The organism is Achromobacter sp. JD417, from assembly GCF_041879325.1.
In the GTDB taxonomy this organism is placed as follows: Bacteria; Pseudomonadota; Gammaproteobacteria; order Burkholderiales; family Burkholderiaceae_B; genus Achromobacter; species Achromobacter mucicolens.
On record NZ_CP087159.1, the window covers coordinates 630,597 to 653,133 of the forward strand.

General features: G+C 66.1%; 18 protein-coding genes. 5 read left to right on the forward strand and 13 right to left on the reverse strand.

Annotation, left to right across the window (positions count from 1 at the left end; genetic code table 11):
- Positions 1-1,021 precede the first annotated feature (1,021 nt).
- The 13 genes from LN047_RS02835 to mpl all read right to left on the reverse strand — a co-directional run bounded on the left by LN047_RS02835 (position 1,022) and on the right by mpl (position 18,423).
- On the reverse strand, positions 1,022-1,855 hold the full coding sequence (locus tag LN047_RS02835; RefSeq protein WP_062841565.1) for a symmetrical bis(5'-nucleosyl)-tetraphosphatase: 834 nt from the start codon (positions 1,853-1,855) through the stop codon (positions 1,022-1,024).
- Entirely contained in the window at positions 1,852-3,030 is a 1,179-nt protein-coding gene (gene lptG / locus LN047_RS02840; protein WP_373981126.1) for an LPS export ABC transporter permease LptG, read from the reverse strand. The genes LN047_RS02835 and lptG overlap by 4 nt, the downstream gene beginning before the upstream one ends.
- Positions 3,031-3,123: 93 nt before the next feature.
- A complete protein-coding gene (mtgA, locus tag LN047_RS02845; RefSeq protein ID WP_056327793.1) occupies positions 3,124-3,858 on the reverse strand; it encodes a monofunctional biosynthetic peptidoglycan transglycosylase in 735 nt (244 codons plus the stop codon).
- Positions 3,859-3,863: 5 nt separating this feature from the next.
- On the reverse strand, positions 3,864-4,727 hold the full coding sequence (gene aroE, locus LN047_RS02850) for a shikimate dehydrogenase (RefSeq protein ID WP_373981127.1): 864 nt from the start codon (positions 4,725-4,727) through the stop codon (positions 3,864-3,866).
- On the reverse strand, positions 4,724-5,596 hold the full coding sequence (locus LN047_RS02855) for a TonB family protein (protein WP_056327795.1): 873 nt from the start codon (positions 5,594-5,596) through the stop codon (positions 4,724-4,726). The genes aroE and LN047_RS02855 overlap by 4 nt, the downstream gene beginning before the upstream one ends.
- Positions 5,597-5,704: 108 nt before the next feature.
- Positions 5,705-6,793: an ABC transporter ATP-binding protein gene (locus LN047_RS02860; protein WP_373981128.1), complete on the reverse strand. Its 1,089-nt coding sequence runs from the start codon at positions 6,791-6,793 to the stop codon at positions 5,705-5,707.
- On the reverse strand, positions 6,786-8,564 hold the full coding sequence (locus LN047_RS02865) for an iron ABC transporter permease (RefSeq protein ID WP_062841569.1): 1,779 nt from the start codon (positions 8,562-8,564) through the stop codon (positions 6,786-6,788). Before LN047_RS02865 ends, LN047_RS02860 begins: the two co-directional genes overlap by 8 nt.
- A 137-nt stretch (positions 8,565-8,701) precedes the next feature.
- Positions 8,702-9,799, reverse strand: a complete 1,098-nt coding sequence (locus LN047_RS02870) for an ABC transporter substrate-binding protein (protein ID WP_056327798.1) — start codon at positions 9,797-9,799, stop codon at positions 8,702-8,704.
- Between the two features lie 149 nt (positions 9,800-9,948).
- Positions 9,949-12,486, reverse strand: a complete 2,538-nt coding sequence (locus LN047_RS02875) for an extracellular solute-binding protein (protein WP_373981129.1) — start codon at positions 12,484-12,486, stop codon at positions 9,949-9,951.
- A complete protein-coding gene (locus LN047_RS02880; RefSeq protein ID WP_056327800.1) occupies positions 12,473-13,144 on the reverse strand; it encodes a response regulator transcription factor in 672 nt (223 codons plus the stop codon). Before LN047_RS02880 ends, LN047_RS02875 begins: the two co-directional genes overlap by 14 nt.
- Before the next feature lie 1,227 nt (positions 13,145-14,371).
- Positions 14,372-16,267: a ribonuclease catalytic domain-containing protein gene (locus LN047_RS02885; RefSeq protein ID WP_223574178.1), complete on the reverse strand. Its 1,896-nt coding sequence runs from the start codon at positions 16,265-16,267 to the stop codon at positions 14,372-14,374.
- Positions 16,268-16,342: 75 nt separating this feature from the next.
- Complete coding sequence (locus tag LN047_RS02890) at positions 16,343-16,942, reverse strand: YqiA/YcfP family alpha/beta fold hydrolase (RefSeq protein WP_373981130.1); 600 nt, start codon at positions 16,940-16,942, stop codon at positions 16,343-16,345.
- Positions 16,943-17,052: 110 nt separating this feature from the next.
- On the reverse strand, positions 17,053-18,423 hold the full coding sequence (mpl, locus tag LN047_RS02895; protein ID WP_373981131.1) for a UDP-N-acetylmuramate:L-alanyl-gamma-D-glutamyl-meso-diaminopimelate ligase: 1,371 nt from the start codon (positions 18,421-18,423) through the stop codon (positions 17,053-17,055).
- A 97-nt stretch (positions 18,424-18,520) separates the two neighbouring features.
- Between mpl and LN047_RS02900 the strand changes: the two genes are divergently transcribed.
- The 5 genes from LN047_RS02900 to prmA all read left to right on the forward strand — a co-directional run bounded on the left by LN047_RS02900 (position 18,521) and on the right by prmA (position 22,522).
- Entirely contained in the window at positions 18,521-19,054 is a 534-nt protein-coding gene (locus LN047_RS02900) for a TlpA family protein disulfide reductase (RefSeq protein WP_373981132.1), read from the forward strand.
- Between the two features lie 89 nt (positions 19,055-19,143).
- The gene (gene aroQ / locus LN047_RS02905; RefSeq protein WP_056327805.1) at positions 19,144-19,578 is read left to right on the forward strand and encodes a type II 3-dehydroquinate dehydratase; all 435 of its coding nucleotides are present in this window, start codon (positions 19,144-19,146) and stop codon (positions 19,576-19,578) included.
- An 88-nt stretch (positions 19,579-19,666) separates the two neighbouring features.
- Positions 19,667-20,122 (forward strand): acetyl-CoA carboxylase biotin carboxyl carrier protein, encoded by a 456-nt coding sequence (accB, locus tag LN047_RS02910; protein ID WP_063951929.1) that lies wholly within the window; start codon positions 19,667-19,669, stop codon positions 20,120-20,122.
- Positions 20,123-20,131: 9 nt separating this feature from the next.
- The gene (gene accC / locus LN047_RS02915) at positions 20,132-21,478 is read left to right on the forward strand and encodes an acetyl-CoA carboxylase biotin carboxylase subunit (RefSeq protein ID WP_217618991.1); all 1,347 of its coding nucleotides are present in this window, start codon (positions 20,132-20,134) and stop codon (positions 21,476-21,478) included.
- 111 nt (positions 21,479-21,589) lie between these two features.
- The gene (gene prmA, locus LN047_RS02920; RefSeq protein WP_152383328.1) at positions 21,590-22,522 is read left to right on the forward strand and encodes a 50S ribosomal protein L11 methyltransferase; all 933 of its coding nucleotides are present in this window, start codon (positions 21,590-21,592) and stop codon (positions 22,520-22,522) included.
- The last annotated feature ends 15 nt before the right edge of the window (positions 22,523-22,537 follow it).

A 22,537-nucleotide genomic window follows, 5' to 3' on the forward strand; every position in this document is an offset into this window, starting at 1 on the left:
TCTGGCACTAGAAATCTGATGGGCGGCGGGGCGGTCGGTGTGCTTGGCATTTTTGCGCAGAGACTTTCTGGCTAGAAGCATCTTGCGTTGCCCGTCTCCGTTCGGCCGCGCGGGCGGCCTCCGGAGACTTACGCGGCGTCTTGCGGCGTGGTGATGACGCTTCGCGCGTAGGTGCGTGCGTCTCACCAGGTGTCTGACACCCGTATAGACGGCCTTCAAGCTTGAAAGAGCGTTTCAGGGGTGTCAGACACCTTTGCGATGACGCTTCGCGCGTAGGTACGTGCGTCTTACCAGGTGTCTGACACCCGTATGGATGGTCTTCAAGCTTGAAGGAGCGTTTCAGGGGTGTCAGACACCTTTGCGAGAGAGATCAGCACCCGCGCGATAACGTCACCAGTCGCCCTTAATCGTCACTTGAACTCAAGTGCCCGATGGGCGGCGCGAACAGATCGGCAAGCTGTGGCAACCCGTCGCCGCGCCGCCCATCACCGCCCACCCCCCATCGTGACGGCGGCCATTAGCAAACCAATCACCGCTAGCGCGAAGCGCACCCCCTCACGACGTCCCACCGACCCGATGCCGATTGCCGCCGCCCGGGCGGCAGCAATTCGGCGGCCCCGCAGATCTCCTGCCCTGTCCACAGGTCTTGTAGCGCGCAAACCAAAGACCCTGGCAGCACGGCGTCGCGGTCACCGTGGGTGCGAGCGCCGTCGATGCGCCCGAGGGAATCTGAAGGGAGCCGAAGGCGGACGAAGATGACGACGGGGCAGTCCGGAGCGAAGGCTCCGGACCGCAATCGTGGGCGATCGTGCCCACGGTGACCGCGGCGTCGGGCGACCTACGAAGACGGTACGCGACCTACGAAGACGGTACGCGACCTACGAAGACGGTACGCGACCTACGAAGACGGTACGCGGCCCACGAAGATCAGTCGCCGTCTGGCGACCTACGAAGATCCAACCGAGAACAGCCTAAGAAAAACAGAAAAACGAAAAAACCCCGCCAAAACACCCGCCAGCCCTCACTCCGCCATCGGATCCTGAAACTGAGAACACTTAACCTGCACGACCTTCCGATCCTGCAACCGCAAAGCCGTCAACGACCCGCCCCACACGCATCCTGTGTCCAGGCAGATCACATCCGGCCGCTGCAACAACCCCAGCGTCGACCAATGCCCGAACACCGTCGTCACGTTACGTGTCGCCCGGTTAGGCACATCGAACCAAGGCACCAACCCAGGCGGCCAAGCCCCCGGCGTCACCTTCGTCGCGAACTCCATGTGTCCGTTGGGCGTGCACAGGCGGATCCGCGTCAGCGCGTTGATGATCACCCGCATCCGCTTGCCGCCCTTGTGGTCTTCCTTCCAGGTGGCCGGCTCGTTGCCGTACATCTTTTGAAGCGCCTTCTGCCAGTTGGGGCCGCGCAGCGCGTCCTGGACTTCGCCGGCCAGGGCCAGCGTCTTGGCGACGTCCCACTTGGCCAGCGTGCCCGCGTGGACCAGCAGGTGGTTCTGTTCGAAGTGCGCCAACGGGCGGGAGCGCAGCCAGTTGAGCAGGTCCGTGGCGTCCGGTGCGCGCAGGATGGATTCCAGCGTGTCGGACTTGGACGGCTTGCGTACACCAGCGGCCGCGGCCAAAAGGTGCAGGTCGTGGTTGCCCAGGACCACCGTGGCGCGGTCGCCCAGGTCGATGATGCGGCGCAAGGTTTCGAGCGACTGCGGGCCACGGTTGACCAGGTCGCCAGCGAACCAGAAGCGCGACTTGGGGTCGCCGACGAGTTCGGGGTGGGACAGCAAGCGATCCAGCGGCGAGCAGCACCCCTGCACGTCGCCGATCATCCAGATACTGCCGTTCATGCGGGACTTTTGCTCCAAGGCCAACGTTGCTGGATGAGACGGGTAATGGTGTGGCGGTATTCCATGTAGCTCATGGCGCCCAGCGCCAGCGCCATGGCGCCCAGGTTCGGGCCCAGGGCGGTAAGCCAGGGCGGCCACTTGCCCAGCATACCCACGTTCAGCGCAAGCTGGTTCAGCATGAAGAAGGCCACGCCCAGCAGGATGCCCACGAACACCTTGGCGCCGACGCCGCCGCGGCGGGTCTGCATGAGGCCGATGGGGGCGGCGATGGTGATCATCACGATCAGGGTGAAGGGGTAGGCCAGTTTGCGCCACAGGGCGACGACCTGGCGGCCGTATTGAAGCTGGTTGTCCCGCAGGTATTCCACGTAGTCGAGGAGCGTGACGATCGACATGCGTTCGGGGGTCAGCACGCGGGCCAGCAGGCGTTCGGCGCTGAGGGTGGTGTCGATGGAGCGTTCGGGCAGGGTGACGACGGTGGCGGGCGGATTCTTGGGCGGCCGGGCGTTGGCCAGCGCCTCGGCGGCCTCGGCGTCCAGGCGTGTCTCGGAGACGTCCTTGAGCACCAGGTCGCCCCGCGTGAACGTGCCCGTGGGGGCGGTGGACAGCGCCGTCAGCGTCAGGTCTTTCTTGAATTCGTAGAGCGTGACGCCCGCCACCTGGCCGTCGCCCTTCAGTTCGGCGATGTTGATGATGCGGGTGCCGCCGTTGGCGGTGGGCTCTTTGAACCAGTAGCCGCTCTTCAAGCGATCGCCGCCGGCCTTGCCGCGGAACATCAGGTTGGCCTCGCCGGTCTTGACCTCGGCCCAGGGCGTCACGTATTCGGACAGCAGGCCCGCGCCGATCATCAGCGGGATGGTGACGATCCAGAGCATCCGCAGAAGCCGCATGCCGCTGACGCCGGAAACCCGCAGGATGACGAGTTCGTTGCGCTGGGCCAGGCCCGCCAGCGCCAGGATGGCGCCGATCAGGAGCCCGATGGGCAGAAGATCATAGAGACGGGTGGGGATCGCCAGCGCCTGCATGTACAGCAGGGCCATCATGGAGAACTTGTCGCCCACGTTGTCCAGGTCGTCCACCAAAGCGAAGAACGTGAAGAGGCCCAGCAGGGCCAGAAGGACCACTGCGCAAGAGCGATAGACCTCGCGGGCCAGGTAGCGACGTGCAGTACGCATGGAGGAAAAAGGAGTGGAGCGCGTAAACGTGAAAGCTTAACAAATCCCGCAGCCCGAAGACGGCCGGGAGGATCGAATCGTCCCATTCCCCTTTCAGGGGATGTCGACCAGTTGCATCCGGCGCGTCAGGATGCCGACGCGGGAGTTCAGGTAATTGGACTTGCGATGGCTGTCGTAGAAGCGCGGATTGGGCAGCATGGCCGCCAGCCGGGCGGACTGGGCGTTGCCCAGGTTGGCGGCGGTGGTATTGAAATAATGCTTGGCTGCGGCCTGGGCGCCGAATACGCCCACGCCCCACTCGGCGACGTTCAGGTAGAGCTCAAGGATCCGTTCCTTGCTCATGACGTGTTCGATCATGTAGGCCAGGACCAGTTCCTGGCCCTTGCGCAGGTAACTGCGCGAGCCGGACAGGAACAGGTTCTTGGCCAGCTGCTGGGTGATGGTGGAGCCGCCGCGCCGCTTGGATCGCCCGGCCTCTTCCTGTTTCTGGTTGTATTGCCAGGCCTTGCGGATGGCGTCCCATTCGATCCCGTCGTGGTCCGTGAAATTCGCGTCCTCGGACGCGATCACCGCGCGCTTGAGCGAACGGTTGATCTTGTCGTAGGGCACCCATTCGTGCTTGAGCTCGATCCCCGGGTCTTCCTTGCGCAGGCGCGACAGCTCTTCGCGCATCATCGCGCTGCTGCCCGGGTCGCGGTAGTTGTACCAGACCACCTGGGCGAACAGCCAGAATTGGTACAGCAGGACGGCGCACACCAGCGCCATCAGCAAGCCGGTGGTGATACGGAACCAGTTTCGGCCGCCGCTGCGGCCAGTTCGGGTCGCCATGCCGTTCAGCTACCGGCGGCCAGCGCCTCGCGCAGCGCCGTCAGGACGGGCGCCGCATCCGGGCGCACGCCGTGCCAGATGAAAAAGCTCTCGGCCGCCTGGCCGACCAGCATGCCCAGCCCGTCGGCGGTCAGCGCGGCGCCGTCGGCCTCGGCCTGCTGCATGAAGGCGGTGGGCTGCGCGCCGTACATCATGTCGTAGGCGGCGGCGCCGTCGGCGTACAGCCCCGGCGGCAGGTCGGGGGCGGCGTTCTGCAGCCCGCTGGCGGTGGCATTGATGACAAGATTCCAGCCGCCGGGCAGGGCGGCGCTCGCCAGGGCGCCGACGGTGACTTGGGTCTGCGGCGACACGCCGCTGGCGCGCCAGGCCGCGGCCAGTTCCTCGGCGCGGGCGGCCGTGCGGTTCACGATGTGGATGCGGGCGCAGCCGGCCTCGGCCAGCGGCTGCAGGACGCCGCGCGCCGCGCCGCCGGCGCCGACCAGCAGCACGTTGGCGCCCGACAGGCGCACGCCCAGCCGCAGCAGGTCGTTGACCAAGCCCACGCCGTCGGTGTTGCAGCCGTGCCAGACGCCATCGCGCCACGACAGGGTGTTGACGGCGCCGGCCAGCCGCGCGCGGGCCGACAGGTGGTCCGCCGCGAGGGCATAAGCCTCAAGCTTGAACGGCACGGTGACATTCAGGCCCAGCCCGCCATCCGCCACGAATTCGGCGACGGCGCCGGCAAACCCATCCACCGGGGCAAGCAGGCGCTCGTAGCGCAACGGCTTGCCGGTCTGCTGCGAAAACATGGCGTGGATCTGAGGCGAGCGGCTATGCGCGATGGGATTGCCGATGACGGCGTAGCGGGCTTGAGGAATCGCCTCGGTCATGGGGCCTGTGTTTCCAGAGTGTCGTTGACGAAGTGCCAGGTGCGGGTGATGACCAGCACGTCCGTATCGCGGGCGATATCGGGCGGGAAGGGGGGGAAGGGCGCGGCCAGCTGGACGATGCGGCGCGCCGCCTGGTTCAGGACCGCATGCGGCGAAGGCTGGTCGATCTCGACCTCGGCGATGCTGCCGTCGGCGCGGACCGACACCGTGATGCGCAGCGATCCGTAGATGCGGCCGCGGGCCTCGTCGGGGTAATGCTGGGTGCCTACCGTCTCGATGCGCGTGCGCCAGGCATCCAGATACGCGGCGTAGCGGGACGCGTCGGCGGAGGGCGCGATGAACTGTTTGCGCGGTTCGGCGCTGTATTGCTGGACCCGCGCCGCCAGCGCCGCCACCTGGGCGTTCTGGATGACGCTGGCCTGATCCTGCGCGTCCTGGCCGACATCGGCGCCATCGGGCCACGGATTGACCGCCTGGCGCTCGGGGCCGGCGTTGTGCGGCGACTGCAACTGGGTCATCAGCCGGGCCTGTTCAGCTTCGAGCTGCACCTGGCGCTGGCGCATGGCTTCCAGCACGATGGTCTCGGCCGAGCTGCCGGTCTGGGGGAGCGGGGTGGTGGACACGCCGCGGTCGGCGTTGCCGCCGCCGGTCATCTGGTTCTGCGCCACGGTGCGCGGGGTTTCAGGCGGGGTCTCGCTGCGGGCGTTCAGCAGCACGACTTCCAGGCTGGTCACGGGCGGCCGCGTCTGCGCAGGCGCGCTGAACCGCCACGCCAGCGCGCCGGCGTGCACCAACAGCGATATCGCGATGCCGATACGCAGGTAGTGCTGGGCGGGTTGGCCCAGCCACCACAGGTAACGGCTCAGCATCGAGGGGGAATCTGCGTGTTGCACCAGCGCATTGTAAGGCGAGTCCAGCGGCGCGGTGCGCTCCGTCCGACGGCTGTAACAGCCCTCGGACGGACGGTCTAGACCGGATCAGGCGGTCGGCCGGGGAAAGATCCAGACCTTGCCGGCGGGCAGCGCAAGCCGGCAGGGGCCGGGCTCGCGGCCTTCCGGACCGTAGGCGCGCAGGGCGAGGCCGCGGGCTGGATCGGCGTCCGGCGTGCGGAACAGGTATTCCCAGCGGTCGCCCAGGTACATGCTGGTCAGCAGCGGCATGTCGACGTGGTTGCCCTCCGGGTCGTCGGCCAGGCGCACCTGCTCGACCCGGATGACCGCGGTGGCGTCCTGGCCCGCCGCGACGTCCGCGCCGGCCTTGCCCCACAGCGACCAGCCGGGGCCCTCGATGCGGGCCTGCCCGTCGCGCAGCTCGGTGACCTTGCCGTCCAGCCGGTTGTTGCTGCCCATGAATTCGGCCGTGAACAGGGTGGACGGTGCGCCGTACATTTCCTGCGGCGTGCCCTGCTGCTCGATCTTGCCGTTGTTCAGCAGCAGGATGCGGTCGGAGATCGCCATGGCTTCGCTCTGGTCATGCGTCACCATCAGCGCTGACAGGCCCAGGCGGATGATGAGTTCGCGCAGGAAGGCACGCGCTTCCTCGCGCAGCTTGGCGTCCAGGTTGGACAGGGGTTCGTCCAGCAGGATGACGGGCGGGCTGTACACCAGCGCCCGGCCGATGGCCACGCGTTGCTGCTGGCCGCCGGATAGCGCGTGCGGGTGGCGCTGGCCAAGCTTGCCCAGGCCCAACTGGTCCAGCACGGCCTGCACGCGCTCGCGCACCTCGGCGCCCGGCGTCTTGCGCAGCTTGAGCGGATAGGCAACGTTCTCGAACACGGTCTTGTGCGGCCACAGCGCATACGACTGGAACACCAGTCCCAGGTTGCGCTCTTCGGCCGGGATTTCCTGGCGGGCCGCGCCGTCGTACACGACGCGGTTGCCGATGGTGATGCGGCCGCGCTTGGGGCCTTCCAGGCCGGCCACGGCGCGCAGCAACGTGGTCTTGCCGCTGCCCGAGGGCCCCAGCAGGGACACCACTTCGCCCTGGCGCAGCTGCATCGACACGCCCTTGAGCACCGGGTTGTCGCCGTAGTCCAGGTGCAGGTCTTCTACAGAAAGCTCAATCATGAAGTTTGACTCCGAATCGCAGGGCGATGCCCAGGCCGATCACGACCAGAACGATATTGATGAAGGAAAGCGCGGCCACGATGTCGATGGCGCCCGAGGCCCACAGCGACACCAGCATGGAGCCGATGGTCTCGGTGCCGGGCGACAGCAGGTAGACGCCGGTGGAGTATTCGCGCTCGAAGATCAGGAACATCAGCAGCCACGAGCCGATCAGGCCGTACTTGGCCAGCGGCACCGTGACGTGGCGGGTGACCTGGCCGCGGCGCGCGCCGGCGCTGCGGGCGGCCTCTTCCAGTTCGGGCCCCACCTGCAGCAGGGTCGACGAGATGAGCCGCAAGCCATAGGCCATCCACACGACGGTGTACGCAAGCCACACGCTGAAGATGGTGCTGCGCAGGGCGCGCAGCCATTCGACGAAGTTCTCGCGCAGCCATTCGGCGAAGGGCAGGGCCGACAGCCAGCCGCCTTCGTCCACGTCCAGCGCCTTGTCCAGCCACATCGGCACGAACAGGAACACCCACAAGAACGCCAGGCCGGCCAGCAGGCCCGGCACGGCGCGCGGCACCAGCACGCTGTAGTCCATGAAGCGCGTGACGTTGTCCGGCTTGCGGTGCATGGCCAGGCCCACGAACATGTAGCACATGACCGCAAGCGCGCCGCCGAAGACGCCGATGGCGACCGAGTTGACGATGGCGCGCATCAGGTTGGGCTGCGAGAACACGGTACGGAAGGCGTCCAGCGACAGCACGTCAAAGAGCGACACCCCCAGGCCCCAGTTGGACACGAACGCGCGCAGCAGCACGCCCGTCAGCGGCACGATGATGGTGACGAACAGCCAGAACGCCACGACCCCGCCCGCGACCCAGCGCCACTTGCCCAGCGGCAGCGGCCGCGCGCGCGAGGCCTTGCCCTTGACGGTGACGAAGCGGTTGGCGGTGCGCATCAGGCGGCGTTGCAGCATCACCAGCGGGATCGTCATGCAGATCAGCACCACGGCCACCGCGGCCATCAGGTGATAGGACGGGATGCCCAGCTTGTTGGTGAGCTTGTACAGGTAGGTGGCCAGCACCAGGTTGCCTTCCGGGTCGCCCAGCACCAGCACCAGGCCGAACACTTCCAGGCCCAGGAAAAAGAGCAGCACGGTGGCGTACAGCATGGCCGGCCGCACCATGGGCAGGCTGACGGACACCATCACCCGCAGCGGCGAGGCGCCGGTCACCCGCGCGGCCTCTTCCACGTCGGACCCCATGCTGCGAAGCGCCGACGAGATGTACAGGTAGGCGTGCGGCACGTGCGTCAGGCCGGCGATGATGACGATGCTGGTCAGCGAATAGACGTTCCAGGGCACGAAGCCCAGGATGTTCTGCGTCCAAGTCGAGAAAAAGCCCACGGGGCCAGCGGCGACCACGTAGCCGAAGCCCAGCACCATGGGCGACACGAACACCGGCACCAGGATCAGCGGCTCGATCCAGCGGCGGCCCGGCAGGTCGGTGCGGATCATCAGGAACGCCAGCATGCCGCCCAGCGGAATGGCGATGGCGGCCAGCCCGAACGCGAGGATGAAGCCGCTGCGTAGCGCCTTGTAGAAATCGGGATCCGCGAAGATGAAGCGGAAGGCGTCCAGACTCCAGGTCTTGGACGGGGCAAAGAAGGGCGCCGAGAGAAAACTCTGGATGATGATGAACGACAGCGGCACGTAGATGGCGAGCGCCGTGATCAGCACCACCACGCCGCGTGGCAGGGACTGCCATTTTCTGCGCAATGACTGCATGGGAAATCCTGTGGTCTTGAAGGACGCGGTGGCCGCGCCGCCGGGGACGAGGGCCCCGGGGCAGGGTCAGGCGGACGGCGCGCCGTCCGCTGCGTTTGCGGCGGCTCCGGGCAGCAAGGCCACCCGGAGCCCGGGCATCACTTGCCCGCTGCGGCCCGCCATTGCTTGATGAATTCCAGGCGCTTGTTCTGCTCCAGGTAGTCCAGCAGCGTTTCGTCGACCGGAATCGGCTTGAGCGAGGCACCCAGCTTCTTGGTCATGCCGTCCACGTCGTTGTCGCCTTCGATGTCGTCGCGCACGGACGCCAGGTCGGCCTGGTTGGCCATGATTTCCTGGCCCTTCTGCGACAGCAGGTAGTCCATCCACAGCTTGGCGGCGTTGCGGTTTTTCGCCTTCTTGCTGATGAACGCCACGCGCGACAGCACCAGCGCGTAATCCGTGGGGTAGGCCACGCCCAGCGACGGATCGTTCTTGGCGCGGGTCTCCGCGTAGGAACCCAGGATGTTGTAGCCGATCAGGTTTTCGCCCGAGGACACGCGTTCCATCATGGTGCCGGTGGACGACTGCACGACCAGGCCGCCCTTGGCGATGTCCTTGAGGGTCTCGAAGTACTTGGGATCGTTGGCCTTGTCCTGCACCGCCAGCATGAAGCCGACCGCGGACTTTTCGATGTCGTAGGTGGTGACCTTGTTCTTGAACTTGTCGGGCTGGCTGGCGATCAGCTTGGCCAGCGCGCCGTGCGTGGTGGGCACTTCATTGGCGGGAATGAGCCGCTTGTTGTAGATGAAGACGGCCGGCTCGTAGGTCGTGCCGTAGGCGGAATCCTTCCAGACGGCCCAAGACGGCAGCTTGCCGGCCTCGGGCGACTTGTACTTCAGCGCGTAGTCGGTGGCCAGCTTCAGGGCCGAGTCCATCGACGAGCTCCAGACGATGTCGCCGCTGCCGCCGCCCGCCGCCTGTTCGCTGATGTAGCGGTTGTAGAGCTCGGTGCTGTTCATGTCGTTGTATTCGACCTTGACGCCCGGATACATCGCTTCGAAGCCCTTGATGATGGGGCCGGCGGCCTTGGTGTCGGTGGTCGAATAGATGACGACCTTGCCTTCCTTCTTGGCGCCGTCCAGGACCTTCTGATAGTCGGCCGGATAGCCCGCCGGCACAGCCTGCGCGAAGGCGCTGCCCGAGGCGATGGCGAATGCGGCGGCGCAGGCGGCCGCCAGTTTGGACTTGGCAAGCATGGGTGTTGTCTCCGATTGGATTTGGCTTGATGCGGGCTCTGGGGCCCGCGTGCAGCCATCTTAGGAGTGCGCGTCTGTCGTCGTCCTGTCATGGCGGCAGGCGGCGGCTAGGGGAAATCTCTGGGCCACGCCGGCGCCTGCGCGTCGCGTTACGGACGCTGTGGCGTGTCGGTGACGAGCCGGATCCAGTTCTGCACGAACCGGGAATGGCGGCGCTGGTCCAGGCCAACGAGCAGCGCGGGGCTCAGCACCACGGGCTGCACGATGCCCTGCGACCGCGCGAGCACGGCTTCAGAGGTCCACCGTCCCGGCGTGTCTTCCATGATGGAACCCAGCGCGGCGTGGCTGGACGCCACCTGCTGGCCGGCGGGCGACAGCAGCCAGTCGACCAGGGCGCGGCCGAGGTCGGGGTTGGGGGCGGTGCGCGCGATGAGGACCGAGCGCGCCAGCACCAGCACATAGTCCTGCGGAAACACCACGCCGATGGGCCGGCCCGCCGCCTGGCGCGACAGCGCGTAAGAGCCAAGGACGTTGTAGCCGATGTCGAGTTCGTCGCGCTCGATGGCGTCCAGGATTTCGGCGCTGGTGGCCGCCAGCCGCACGCCGGCCTGGCCCATGGCGTTGGCCAGCCCCCAGAAGTTGGAAGAGACGAGCTCATCCTGTTCGGCCAGCAGATAGCCCAGGCTGCTGGCAGCAATGTCGTAGGTGCCGATGCGTCCGCGCAGGCGCAACGGATCCTGCTCCAGCAGGCGCAGCAGGTCCTGGCGCGAGCGAGGCACTTCAGCTTCCGCGAAACGCTTGGGGTTGTAGACGAAGACGGCGGGCTCGAACGTGAAGCCGTAGACCTCGTGCCGCCAAATTGCCCACGACGGAAGCCGCGCGGCGTAGGGCGAGGCATAGCTCAGCGCATAGCCATCGTTGGCAAGCCGGATCTGCAGGTCCGACGCGGAACTCATGAGGACGTCCACATCCTTCAATCGCCCTTCGATGGCAGCTTCGTAGAGCTCGCGGCTGCCCATTTCGCGGTACACGACGCTGACGTCGGGGCGATGCGACTGAAAACCCTGAATCAGCGGGGCGACGACGGGCGTGTCCGTGGGGCCGGCGATGGTGAGGACGCGAGAGGACGGTTGCGGGGCAGGATAGCGGGTGATGATCTCGGGGATGCCGGCAACCTGCGGTGCGGCGGGCGGGGCTGCCGCGCCGGTCACCTCGACGCCCGCGGCCCGCACGTCGGCGGACGGCGCGGCCAGCAGCAGGCAGGCGGCGCAGACCGCGGCGGCGGCCGCCATCAGCGCGCGGTTGGCCCCGGCACGCGCCAGCGGCAGGACGACGCGGGCCGTCAGGCCGCCGCCGGGCCGGTCCAGCAGCCACAGCGACCCGCCGTGGGCGACAGCGACGGACCGCACGATTGCCAGTCCCAGTCCGGATCCTGGCAGCGTTTCCCCGGCGCGGCCGCGCGAGAAACGTTGCTGCACCGATTCCTTTTCGTCGTCGGCCACGCCGGGACCGCGGTCCGAGACAGTGAGCGCGACGCGATAGCCGGCAACGGGCGTGGCCTGGATCTCAACCGGCCCGTCCGGCGCGTAGCGCAGGGCATTGTCGACCAGATTGCGCAGCATTTCGCGCAGCGCGATCCGATCGCCGGCGATGCGCGCGCGGCGCACTTCGGGCGCAATGGCGATGCGCAGCCGCTGCGCCTCCAACGGGCCAATGCGGCGGCGCGTTTCGTTGACGGTTTCAGCCACGCCGACCATCGCACGGGCGCCCTTGCCGAGCCGGTGGGTGATGGTGGCGTCCATGAGCAGCTGGTTGATGAGCTGGCTGGCGTGGGTGGCGTTCAGATGAATGCGTTCGAGCCGGGCGTGCAGGCGCTGGGGATCGGTCTCGTCCAGCGCTACCTCGGCTTGGGCGCGCAGCGAGGCAAGGGGTGTGCGGACCTGGTGCGCGGCATCGGCGACCAGGGTGTTAAGCGTGTCCATGGCGCCAGACAACCGCTGCATGAAGCCGTTGAGCGCTTCGATCAACCGCCGCACTTCGCGCGGGACGGGTTTGACGAGCGGCTCCAGGTCATCCGGCGCGCGCCGCCGCAGTTCGCGTTCGACGACGGCAAGCGGCGCGAAGGCGCGCTGCACGCCAAACCACAACAGGCCCAGCGCGACCAAGGACACGACGACAAGCGGCAGCACGCTGCGGCCAAGAATCTCGCCGGCCAGCGCCTCGCGCGAGCCCAGCGTCTCGGCGACACGCAAGGTGACCCAGCCGGCATGCTGGCTGGCCGAGACCAGGCGGCCAACGGTCGCGACGCGGATGGGTTCGTCGTGATAGCTGAGATAGGTGAAAACGGGCGTGGCCGACTGCGCGAGGGGCAGGCCGGGCGCAAGGTCGCCGTACCCGGTGATGAGCCTGCCGTTTGAAGTGCGCGCTTCATAAAACACACGCTCGCCGCCGGAAAGCATCGCCAGCGAGGACACGGGCGGCTCGACGGTGACTTCGTTGTCTTCGATCTGGACGGACCCGGCAATGGTCAGCGCCGAGGCCGCGAGCAGCCGGTCAAACGCCTGTTCGGCGGCGCGCTGGGCATAACCGCGCAAAAAGAACACGAGCCCGATGAGCGCGCAGGCGAGCAGCACCGCGCCCAACGTGAAGACGCGCTGCCGGATGGAAAAGCTTTCAGGGATGTTCATGGCTGCGGGCCTGATACCCGACGCCCCGCACGGTGACGATATCCACGGACGCACCCGCAAGCTTTTTGCGAAGCCGCGAGATAAGCAGCTCAAGCGCATTGAGCGAGCCGTCGTCCAGATCGAAGATCTGGTTCATGAGGCGTTCCTTGGCAACGGTCTGGCCCAGCTTGCCGACCAGGATCTCAAGCAACCGGAATTCCCGCCGCCCCAGCTCCAGCGGCGTGCCGGCCAGTTCGACATGCCGATTCGCCAGATCCAGACTGAGATTGCCGTAATGCGCCACACTGGTGGTCTGCCCCGCAGGCCGCCGCAACAAGGCGCGCAGCCGGGCCTCCAGCTCGCGCAGATCGAACGGTTTGACCAGGTAGTCATCGGCGCCCAGATCCAGCATGTCGATTTTGTCTTCGATCTCGGCGCGCGCGGTCATGACGAGCACAGGCGCCTCAAGACCCGCCGCCCGCAACTCTCGGATAAGCGTGAATCCATCCTTGCCGGGCAAATTGATATCCAGCACGAGTGCGTCCCAGGTCTCATCCAGCCCCCAACGCAACGCCTGCACGCCATCACGCACCCACTGCACACTATGACCCGCCGAACGCAGCTTGCTCTCAACGGCATCGCCAAGATCGAGATTGTCCTCGACCAGCAGAATGCGCATGTTTGCTCCTCCTTTGTTGTGCTTTTTTCTGGGGAGTTTAACGGGGGGCGTTGATGCGCGGGGGTGTTGATGGTGCTTGGAAGCTTTTTGGCGGTTGAGGGTTGAGTTCTTAAGGCGTCCGGCACGGCGGCGACCCGGGGCGCGCGGGGCCACGATTGCGGTCCGGAGCCTTCGCTCCGGACTCCCCCTTCGTCATCTTCGTCCGCCTTCGGCTCCCTTCAGATTCCCTCGGGCTTATCGACGCCCCGCGCACCCCGGGCCGCCACCGCACCGGACTCTGGCAATAGAAATCTGGTGGGCGGCGGGGCGGTCGGTGTGCTTGGCATTTTTGTGCAGAGACTTTCTGGCTAGAAGCATCTTGCGTTGCCCGTCTCCGTTCGGCCGCGCGGGCGGCCTCCGGAGACTTACGCGGCGTTTTGCGGCGTGGTGATGACGCTTCGCGAGTGGGTGGCGCTTTGGTGTCTGACACCCACATAGACGGGCTACAAGCTTGAAAGGTGCTTCTTGGGTGTCAGACACCCATCCTGGCGAGGTGTCTGACACCCTCATAGACGGGCTACAGGCTTGAACGGTGCTTCTCGGGTGTCAGACACCGTCGGGGACGTAGACGGCGTCTTGCGGCGTGATGATGACGCTTCGCGAGTGGGTGGCGCTCTGGTGTCTGACACCCACATAGACGGGCACCAGTCGCCGCTAATCGTCCCTTGAACTCAAGTGCCCGATGGGCGGCGCGAACAGATCGGCAAGCTGTGGCAACCCGTCGCCGCGCCGCCCATCACCGCCCACCCCCAACGTGAGGCGGACCATTAGCAAACCAATCACCGCCAGCGCGAAGCGCACCCCTCGCGACGTCCCACCGACCCGATGCCGATTGCCGCCGCCCGGGCGGCAGCAATTCGGCGGCCCCGCAGATCCCCTGCCCTGACCACAGGTCTTGTAGCGCCACATACCAAAGACCCTCGCAGCACGGCGTCGCGGGCACCGTGGGTGCGAGCGCCGTCGATGCGCCCGAGGGAATCTGAAGGGAGCCGAAGGCGGACGAAGATGACGACGGGGCAGTCCGGAGCGAAGGCTCCGGACCGCAATCGTGGGCGATCGTGCCCACGGTGACCGCGGCGTCGGGCGACCTACGAAGACCGGACGCGACCTACGAAGACCGGACGCGACCTACGAAGACCGGACGCGACCTACGAAGACGTTACGCGACCGACGAAAACCAACCGCGACCTACGCAGATTCCCCTTTAACTTCGCCCACAAACCGACAATCCAACTCCAGAGACAATTCATCCATCCCCAGAATATCCACTTCAACAGCCGTCCCCCGCTCAAACTCAGGCATCCCACCCACCCGAGTCACCAGCGGCGCATTCGCAAACCGCACGAGATCCTCGCGCAGCACATGCGCCACCGTCCGCGTCACGCCGTTCTGTTTCAGCCAGCGCAGGCACCAGTAGCGTTCCATCGCGCTCTGGAACTCGGCCCAGGCGGCGTATTGCGCGTCGAAGGCGCCGATGATGGCGAACAGGTCTGCGTCGCGCGGCTTGAAGGGGGCGATCAGGCGGGCGGAAACGCCGTGTTCCACCGCGGCGATCAGCTGCCACTGGTTGACCAGGTCGACATAGCGGCGCAGCGGCGACGTGCTCCACGCGTATTGCGGGACGCCGATGGCTTCGTGCGGCAGCGCCTGCGTGCTCATGCGCACGCGGCCCGCTTGTTGCGAGCGGTAGATGCCGGGCACGCCGTGCTGGTTCAGCAGGCCGCCCCACAGGTTGTTGGCCAGGATCATGTACTCGGCGACCATGCGGTCCAGCGGCGCGTTGCGCTGGCGCGGGACCAGGCGCACGGGCGTGTCGGGATCGTCGGGGTTGCCGTCCAGATAGAAGCTGTATTCGACCCGGGAGTTGTTTTCCGGCTTGCCGCGCACATTTTCACGTTGCGCCGACAAGGCCTGGGCCAGCTTCCAGAGCGGACGCAGCCAGTGCCCGTAGGGCAGATCGGCCGCCGGGTCCGCGAGGCTTGCCTCGGTGACCTGGGTGTCCAGCATGTTGTGGCGCAGGTTTTCGCGCACGACGATGCGTTCCAGGCGGGTTTCCGATTCGATGACTTCGCCGGTTTCGGAATTGGCGATGACGTACAGCGACAACGCGGGCACTTCGCGGCCGGCGTCCAGGGAGAACGCCTGGATGACGCTGTCCGGCTGCATCGGGATCTTGTCGCCGGGCATGTAGACGGTGGACAGGCGGGCGCGGGCCAGCTTGTCCAGTTCGCTGTCGCGGGTGACGGACAGGCCCGGCGCGGCGACGTGGATGCCGACGCGCACGCGGCCGTCCGGCAGGGTCGAGACCGACAGCGCATCGTCGATTTCCGTGGTGGTGACGTCGTCCACGGAGTAGATCTCGGCATCGGCCAGCGGCAGTTCGCGGTCGATGGGGGGCAGTTCCACGTCGGGGAAGGCCAGTCCGCGCGGGAAGTTGACGGCCAGGAAGCGGCGCTTGTGCAGCGCAAGCGCGTGCGGCCAGGCGCCCAGTTCGAGCAGCAGGCGGTCCGGGGTCTTGCCCAGCTTGGCGCATGCGGCGTCCAGCGCCTTCCATTGCTGCGAGTTCTTGTCCGGGCGGATCAGCAGCGATTCGGCGGCCTGCGCGATCGGCTCGGGCAGTCGGCCGGCGGCCATTTCGTCGACCCATTCCTGCTGCTGCTCGGCCTGACGCTGCTTCTTTTCCAGCGCGGCCAGCGCGGCGGCCAGGATGTCGGGCGGGGCAGGGCGGTAGCGGCCCTTGCCGCGGCGATGGAAGTAAGCCGGCGCGCCGTGCAGGCGCATCAGCAGCGCGGCCTGTTCGACGGGCGTGGGGGCGTGGCCGAAGTAGTCGGCTGCCAGGGCGGGCGAGTCGAATTCTTCCTGAGGCGCGCATTCCCACAGGAATTGCAGGTCCAGCGTCTCGGCCGTGGCGGCCGCCTGGCTCATCAGGGCCGCCGGGTCCGGCGAGGCGAAGTTGAACAGGGTGTTGGCGCGCTTGATTTTGCTGCGCTTGCCCGATTCCGACTCCACCTGCAGGCTGGCGTCGGTCTCGGACAGGATATGGCCGGCCTTGAAGCTGCCGTCGTCTTCGTAAAACACATACATGGTGGGGATCGTCCTGGGCGGCGGCCTTGCGCCGCCTTGCGCAGCTTTAGGGGTGTTGAAAGTCGATATTGATTATCAAGGGCGTACCGGCTTGCCGCCTAGGGCGAACTCAAGCACTTCCGGCATCCAGTCCGCGAAATCGGACAAGCCGTGGTCGCTGCCTTGCACGATACGCTGGCGGCAGCCTGCGTACCGGTCGCGCATTTCGCGCCAGTCCAGCACTTCGTCGCCCGTTGCGGCGACCAGGAAATACCGGTCGGGCTGCGTGATGCGCGGCGCATGGATGGCGGCCAGTTCAGCCACATACTCGGGCAAAAAAACGAACGGCGCGCCGGAATGATACATGTGGTGCTCGCCGACCTGGGTGGCAAGGTCGCGCGCGGCGTTGACGGCGGGGTTCAGCAGCACGGCTTTGCAGCCCAGCTGCTCGGCGATCCAGGTGGCGTAGAAACCGCCCAGCGACGAGCCGATGACGGTCAATTCGCGCGGCGAGTCGGCGTTGGCCAGCCGTTCGCGCGCCATGCCCATTGCCAGGTCGATCGCTTCCCGCGGGCTGGCGGGCAGTTGCGGGCAGGCCCAGGCCTCGTTCAGGCCGCGTTCGGCCATGGTGCCCGCCATCATGCGTGCCTTGAAGGAATCAGGCGACGACCGGAAACCGTGTAGATAGAGAATCATTGCTTGCTGTTTCCGTCTGCGTTGCGGGAGGCCGGCTGGAGCTGGCCTTGAGGCCGGTCGGGTGGGTCTGCCAGTTCCGGCTGGGCCCGCGCGATCGGCCGGCGGCGGATTCAGCCGCGCGCCTGCAGCGCTTCCAGCAGCTTGCCATGAATGCCGCCAAAGCCGCCATTGCTCATGACCAGCACCTGGTCGCCCGGGCGGGCGGCGCCGGCGACCGCGGCCACGAGCGCGCCGATGTCATCGTAACTGGAAGCCCGGCCGCCCAGGGGCGCGAGCACCTCGTCCGGGTTCCAGCCCAGCGCATGCTTGCCCTCGTTGGCGCCAAAGCAGAACACCAGGTCGGCGTCTGCCAGGGCCTCGGGCAGACGGGCGGCCATGGTGCCCAGCTTCATGGTGTTGGAACGCGGCTCCAGCACGGCCAGGATGCGCGCGGCGCCAATCTGGCGGCGCAAACCTTCAAGGGTGGTGGCGATGGCGGTGGGGTGGTGGGCAAAGTCGTCATAGACCTTGATACCGTTGACCGTCCCGCGCAGTTCCATGCGGCGCTTGACGCCACCGAAGCGGGTGAGGGCGTCGATGCCCTGTTCTGCCGGCACGCCGACGTGCTCGGCGGCGGCCAGGGCGGCCAGCGCGTTCATGCGGTTATGTTCGCCCGTCAGCGTCCAGCGCACCGTGCCGGCACGCTCGCCGGCGCGGATGACTTCAAAGGCGCCGTCCGCGTCGGGCGGCGAGGCCTGCCAATGGCCGTCGGCCCCGAACGTGACGGTATCGGACCAGCATCCTCGCGCAATCACGCGATCCAGGGCGTCCGAGTGCGTCGGCCGGACGATGCGGCCCGACCCGGGGATCGTGCGCACCAGGTGGTGGAACTGGGTTTCGATGGCAGCCAGATCGGGGAAGATGTCGGCGTGATCGTATTCTAGGTTGTTCAGGATGGCGGTCCGGGGTCGGTAGTGGACGAACTTGGACCGCTTGTCGAAGAATGCCGTGTCGTATTCGTCGGCTTCGATCACGAAGGGGCGGCGCGCCGGATCGTAGCGGGCGGAAACGTGCAGGTCCTGCGCCACGCCGCCGATCAGGAAGTTGGGCGCCAGGCCCGCGGCTTCCAGCACCCAGGCCAGCATCGAGCTGGTGGTGGTCTTGCCATGCGTGCCGGCCACAGCCAGCACATGCGCGCCCGGCAGGATGTTGTCGCCCAGCCATTGCGGACCCGACACGTAGCGCGCCCCGGATTCCAGAATGGCTTCCATCAGCGGATTGCCGCGGCTGACCACGTTGCCGATGACGTACAAGTCCGGCTTGAGCGCCAATTGTTCCGCGCCGAAGCCCTCGATCAGCTCGATCCCCTGTTCGGAAAGCTGGGTGCTCATCGGCGGGTAAACGCCCGCGTCGCAACCCGTGACTTTGTGGCCGGCGGCGCGCGCGATCAGCGCCAGCCCGCCCATGAAGGTGCCGCAGATGCCAAGAATGTGCAGGTGCATTGATAAATCTCCTGCCCTGCATTGTATATATAGCGCCGCGACAAGCCGGCGCCGCGCGGGTGCGGCGTAAAACGGCCGCAACGGTTATCATCGCGCCATGAATCGACGCCTACTTCTTTCCGCCGCCGTGGCCGTGGCCGCGACTGTCGCGGGCGGCTACACGTTGATGGGACGCAAGTCCCAGGACGCCGCGGCGCCAGCCGACGCCGGCGATCCGGTGGCCGCCTTGAAGCAGATGAAGCTGCCCGATCTGGCCGGCGCTTCGCATTCGCTGGAAGGCTGGAAGGGACAGCCCATCGTGGTCAATTTCTGGGCCACGTGGTGCGCGCCGTGCGTAAAGGAAATGCCGGCGCTGGATGCCCTGCAGAAAAAATACCCGAATGTGCGCTTTGTCGGCTTCGGTGTCGATACTGCAGCCAACATGCAAAAATTTGTCGAGAAAGTACAGGTTTCGTACCCGCTGTGGGTGATTGGCGCAGGTGCCATCGATACCCTGCGTAAATTGGGAAATCCCAGCGGAGGCCTGCCTTTTACTATCGTTTTCAATGCAGATGGCAGCATTAACCGAAAGATATTGGGTGAAGTCCAGCCCGATGACCTGGATCGCACCCTGGCGGCTCTGAAGGCGTAAGTCTGTTGGACAAATAGTAGGAATTGGCGTAAAAAGCTGGTTTATCGGCTGTTTTGCCAACAATTGGCAATCCACAATTTGGCACGCGCATGGCGCAAAACATACTGGTATTGCATGGCCCGAACCTGAACCTGCTTGGCACCCGGGAACCTCATATCTACGGCAGTCTTACTCTGGCCCAGATCAATGAGCGTCTCGAGTTGCTCGCGGGTGAATTGGGCGCCACGTTGACTGCGTGGCAAAGCAATCACGAAGGTGCGCTGGTTGACCGCATTCAGGCGGCACGGCAGGACGGCACGGACTTCATCATCATCAACGCAGCGGCCTACACGCACACCAGCGTCGCAATTCGCGATGCGCTGGCCGGGGTCGCGATCCCATTTATTGAAGTACATTTGTCCAATCTGTATAAGCGAGAGCCGTTCAGGCATCACTCTTATCTGTCCGACTTGGCGCAGGGCCTGATCAGCGGCCTGGGCGCGGACGGCTACGAGGCCGCGCTGCGATACGCAGTGCGGCACTGATCTCGCACCAAATTCAACGCTTTTACATCTTATACGGCGCGAACCCGACGCTGGGGCGACGCCGACACTATCTCGGGAAGCAGCTTCTATGGATCTTCGAAAACTCAAAACCCTGATCGACCTGGTGGCTGAATCGGGCATCGCCGAGCTGGAAATCACCGAAGGCGAAGGCAAGGTCAGAATCGTCAAGTTCTCGCAGACCCTGCAGCCGGTGGCCTACCACCAGCCCGAAGCCGGCGTGCCCGCCGCGCCCGTGGCTGCCGCCGCGCCCGCCGCCGCACCGGCCGCGCCCGCTGCCCCGGTCATTCAAGGCCACGTCGTGAAGGCCCCGATGGTCGGCACGTTCTACCGCTCGCCGAACCCCGGCGCCGCCCCGTTCGTCGACGTCGGCGCCACCGTCAAGGAAGGCGATCCGCTGTGCATCATTGAAGCCATGAAGCTGCTCAATGAAATCGAAGCCGACAAGGCCGGCGTCATCAAAGAAATCCTGGTCGAAAACGGTGAGCCCGTCGAGTACGGTCAACCCCTCTTCGTCATTGGCTGATAGCTGAACATGTTCGAAAAAATCCTGATCGCCAATCGGGGCGAAATCGCCCTGCGCATTCAGCGCGCCTGCCGCGAGCTGGGCATCAAGACCGTGGTCGTCCACTCCGAGGCCGACCGCGAAGCCAAGTACGTGCGCCTTGCCGATGAATCCGTGTGCATCGGGCCCGCGCCGTCGCGTGAAAGCTACCTGAACATGCCGGCCATCATCTCGGCCGCCGAAGTCACGGATTCCGAGGCAATCCACCCGGGTTACGGGTTCTTGTCCGAAAATGCCGACTTCGCCGATCGCGTCGAGAAGAGCGGCTTCGTGTTCATCGGCCCGCGTCCGGACACGATCCGCCTGATGGGCGACAAGGTCAGCGCCAAGCGCGCCATGATCGAAGCCGGCGTGCCGGTGGTGCCGGGTTCGGAAGGCGCGTTGCCCGAAGATCCGCAGGAAATCCTGCGCACTGCGCGCGAAGTCGGCTATCCGGTCATCATCAAGGCAGCAGGCGGCGGCGGTGGCCGCGGCATGCGCGTGGTGTACACCGAGGCCGCGCTGCTCAACGCCGTCACGATGACGCGTTCCGAGGCAGGCGCCGCGTTCAACAACCCGGAAGTCTATATGGAGAAGTTCCTCGAGAACCCGCGCCATATCGAAATCCAGGTGCTGGCCGACGGCGGCCGCAATGCGGTCTGGCTGGGCGAGCGCGACTGCTCCATGCAGCGCCGCCACCAGAAAGTGATCGAAGAAGCGCCGGCGCCCGGCATTGCCCGCCGCCTGATCGAGCGCATTGGCGATCGCTGTGCCGACGCCTGCCGCAAGATGGGCTATCGCGGCGCGGGCACGTTCGAATTCCTGTATGAAAACGGCGAGTTCTATTTCATTGAAATGAACACCCGCATCCAGGTGGAACACCCGGTCACCGAACTGATCACGGGCATCGACCTGGTGCAGCAGCAGATCCTGATCGCCGCCGGCGAAAAGTTCGCGCTGCGCCAGCGCGACATCGCGTTCAAGGGTCATGCGATCGAATGCCGCATCAACGCGGAAGATCCGTTCCGTTTCGTGCCCAGCCCCGGCCGCATCACGAACTGGCACACGCCGGGCGGTCCTGGCGTTCGCATCGATTCGCACGCGTTCAACGGCTACTTCGTGCCGCCGAACTACGATTCGATGATTGCCAAGGTCATTACTTACGGCGACACGCGTGACCAGGCGCTGGCCCGCATGCGCATCGCGCTGTCGGAAATGGTGGTGGAAGGCATTTCCACCAACATCCCGCTGCATCGCGAAATGCTGCAGGACGCCCGCTTCATCGAAGGCGGCACCAGCATCCATTATCTGGAACACAAGTTGGCGCAGCGTCCCTGACCGACTTTGGGGCCTCACGGCCCCTTTTGCGTTTTGCCTTGTAGATGTTTTAAGGTTGATCGGGCCGCGGCGCATGCCGCGGCCCGTTGACCAGATGGAAGAGAAATTATCATGCGTGAACTCGTGCTCCATTGCTCGGAGGCGCAGGCCGAAGCGTTGTCGGATGCGTTGCTCGAAGCCGGCGTGCTGTCGGTCTCCGTCGAAGACGCCGACTTCGGCACCGACGTCGAGCGTCCCCTGTTCGGCGAGCCCGGCACCGAGCCCGACGTCCAGGCCTGGGACCGCAACCGCGTCGTCGCCTTGCTGCCGGACGGAGCCGATCCCGCGCAGATCATGGAAGAAGCCGCGCAATCCGGAGAGCTCGAAGCGTCAGTCTTTGACGGCTGGAGCCTGCGCGACGTGCCGGACGCCGACTGGGTGCGCCTGACGCAATCGCAGTTCGGCCCGATCCACATTGCCGAGCGGCTCTGGATCGTCCCCAGCTGGCATCGCGACAATCCCGACGTGCCGGGCATGGACGCCGCGGCCGCGCCGGACCAGGACGGCGCCATCCATATCGAACTGGACCCGGGTCTGGCCTTTGGCACCGGCAGCCATCCGACCACGCACCTGTGCCTGGCCTGGCTGGAAGCCGAATTGCCTGCCGGCGCGACCGTGCTGGACTATGGCTGCGGATCGGGCATTCTGGCCATCGCCGCGCGCAAGCTGGGCGCTGGCCCCACGCAGGCGGTCGACATCGACGCGCAGGCGGTGCAAAGCACGGTCTTCAACGCCGAGGTCAACAAGGTCGAACTGCAGGCCATGCTGCCCGATGCGCTGGCCGACGGAACGTTCGAAGTGGTTGTCGCCAACATCCTGTCCAATCCGTTGAAGGTGCTGGCGCCCATGTTGGCCGGCCGCGTCGCCGCGGGCGGCCATCTGGTGCTGTCGGGCGTGCTAGAACGTCAGGCCGAGGAAGTCGCCGCCGCTTACGCGCCGTGGCTTGCCATGTCGGTCTGGCGCGCGCGCGACGGCTGGGTGTGCCTGCACGGCCGCAAGCCTTAAGCTGCGGCAGCAGGA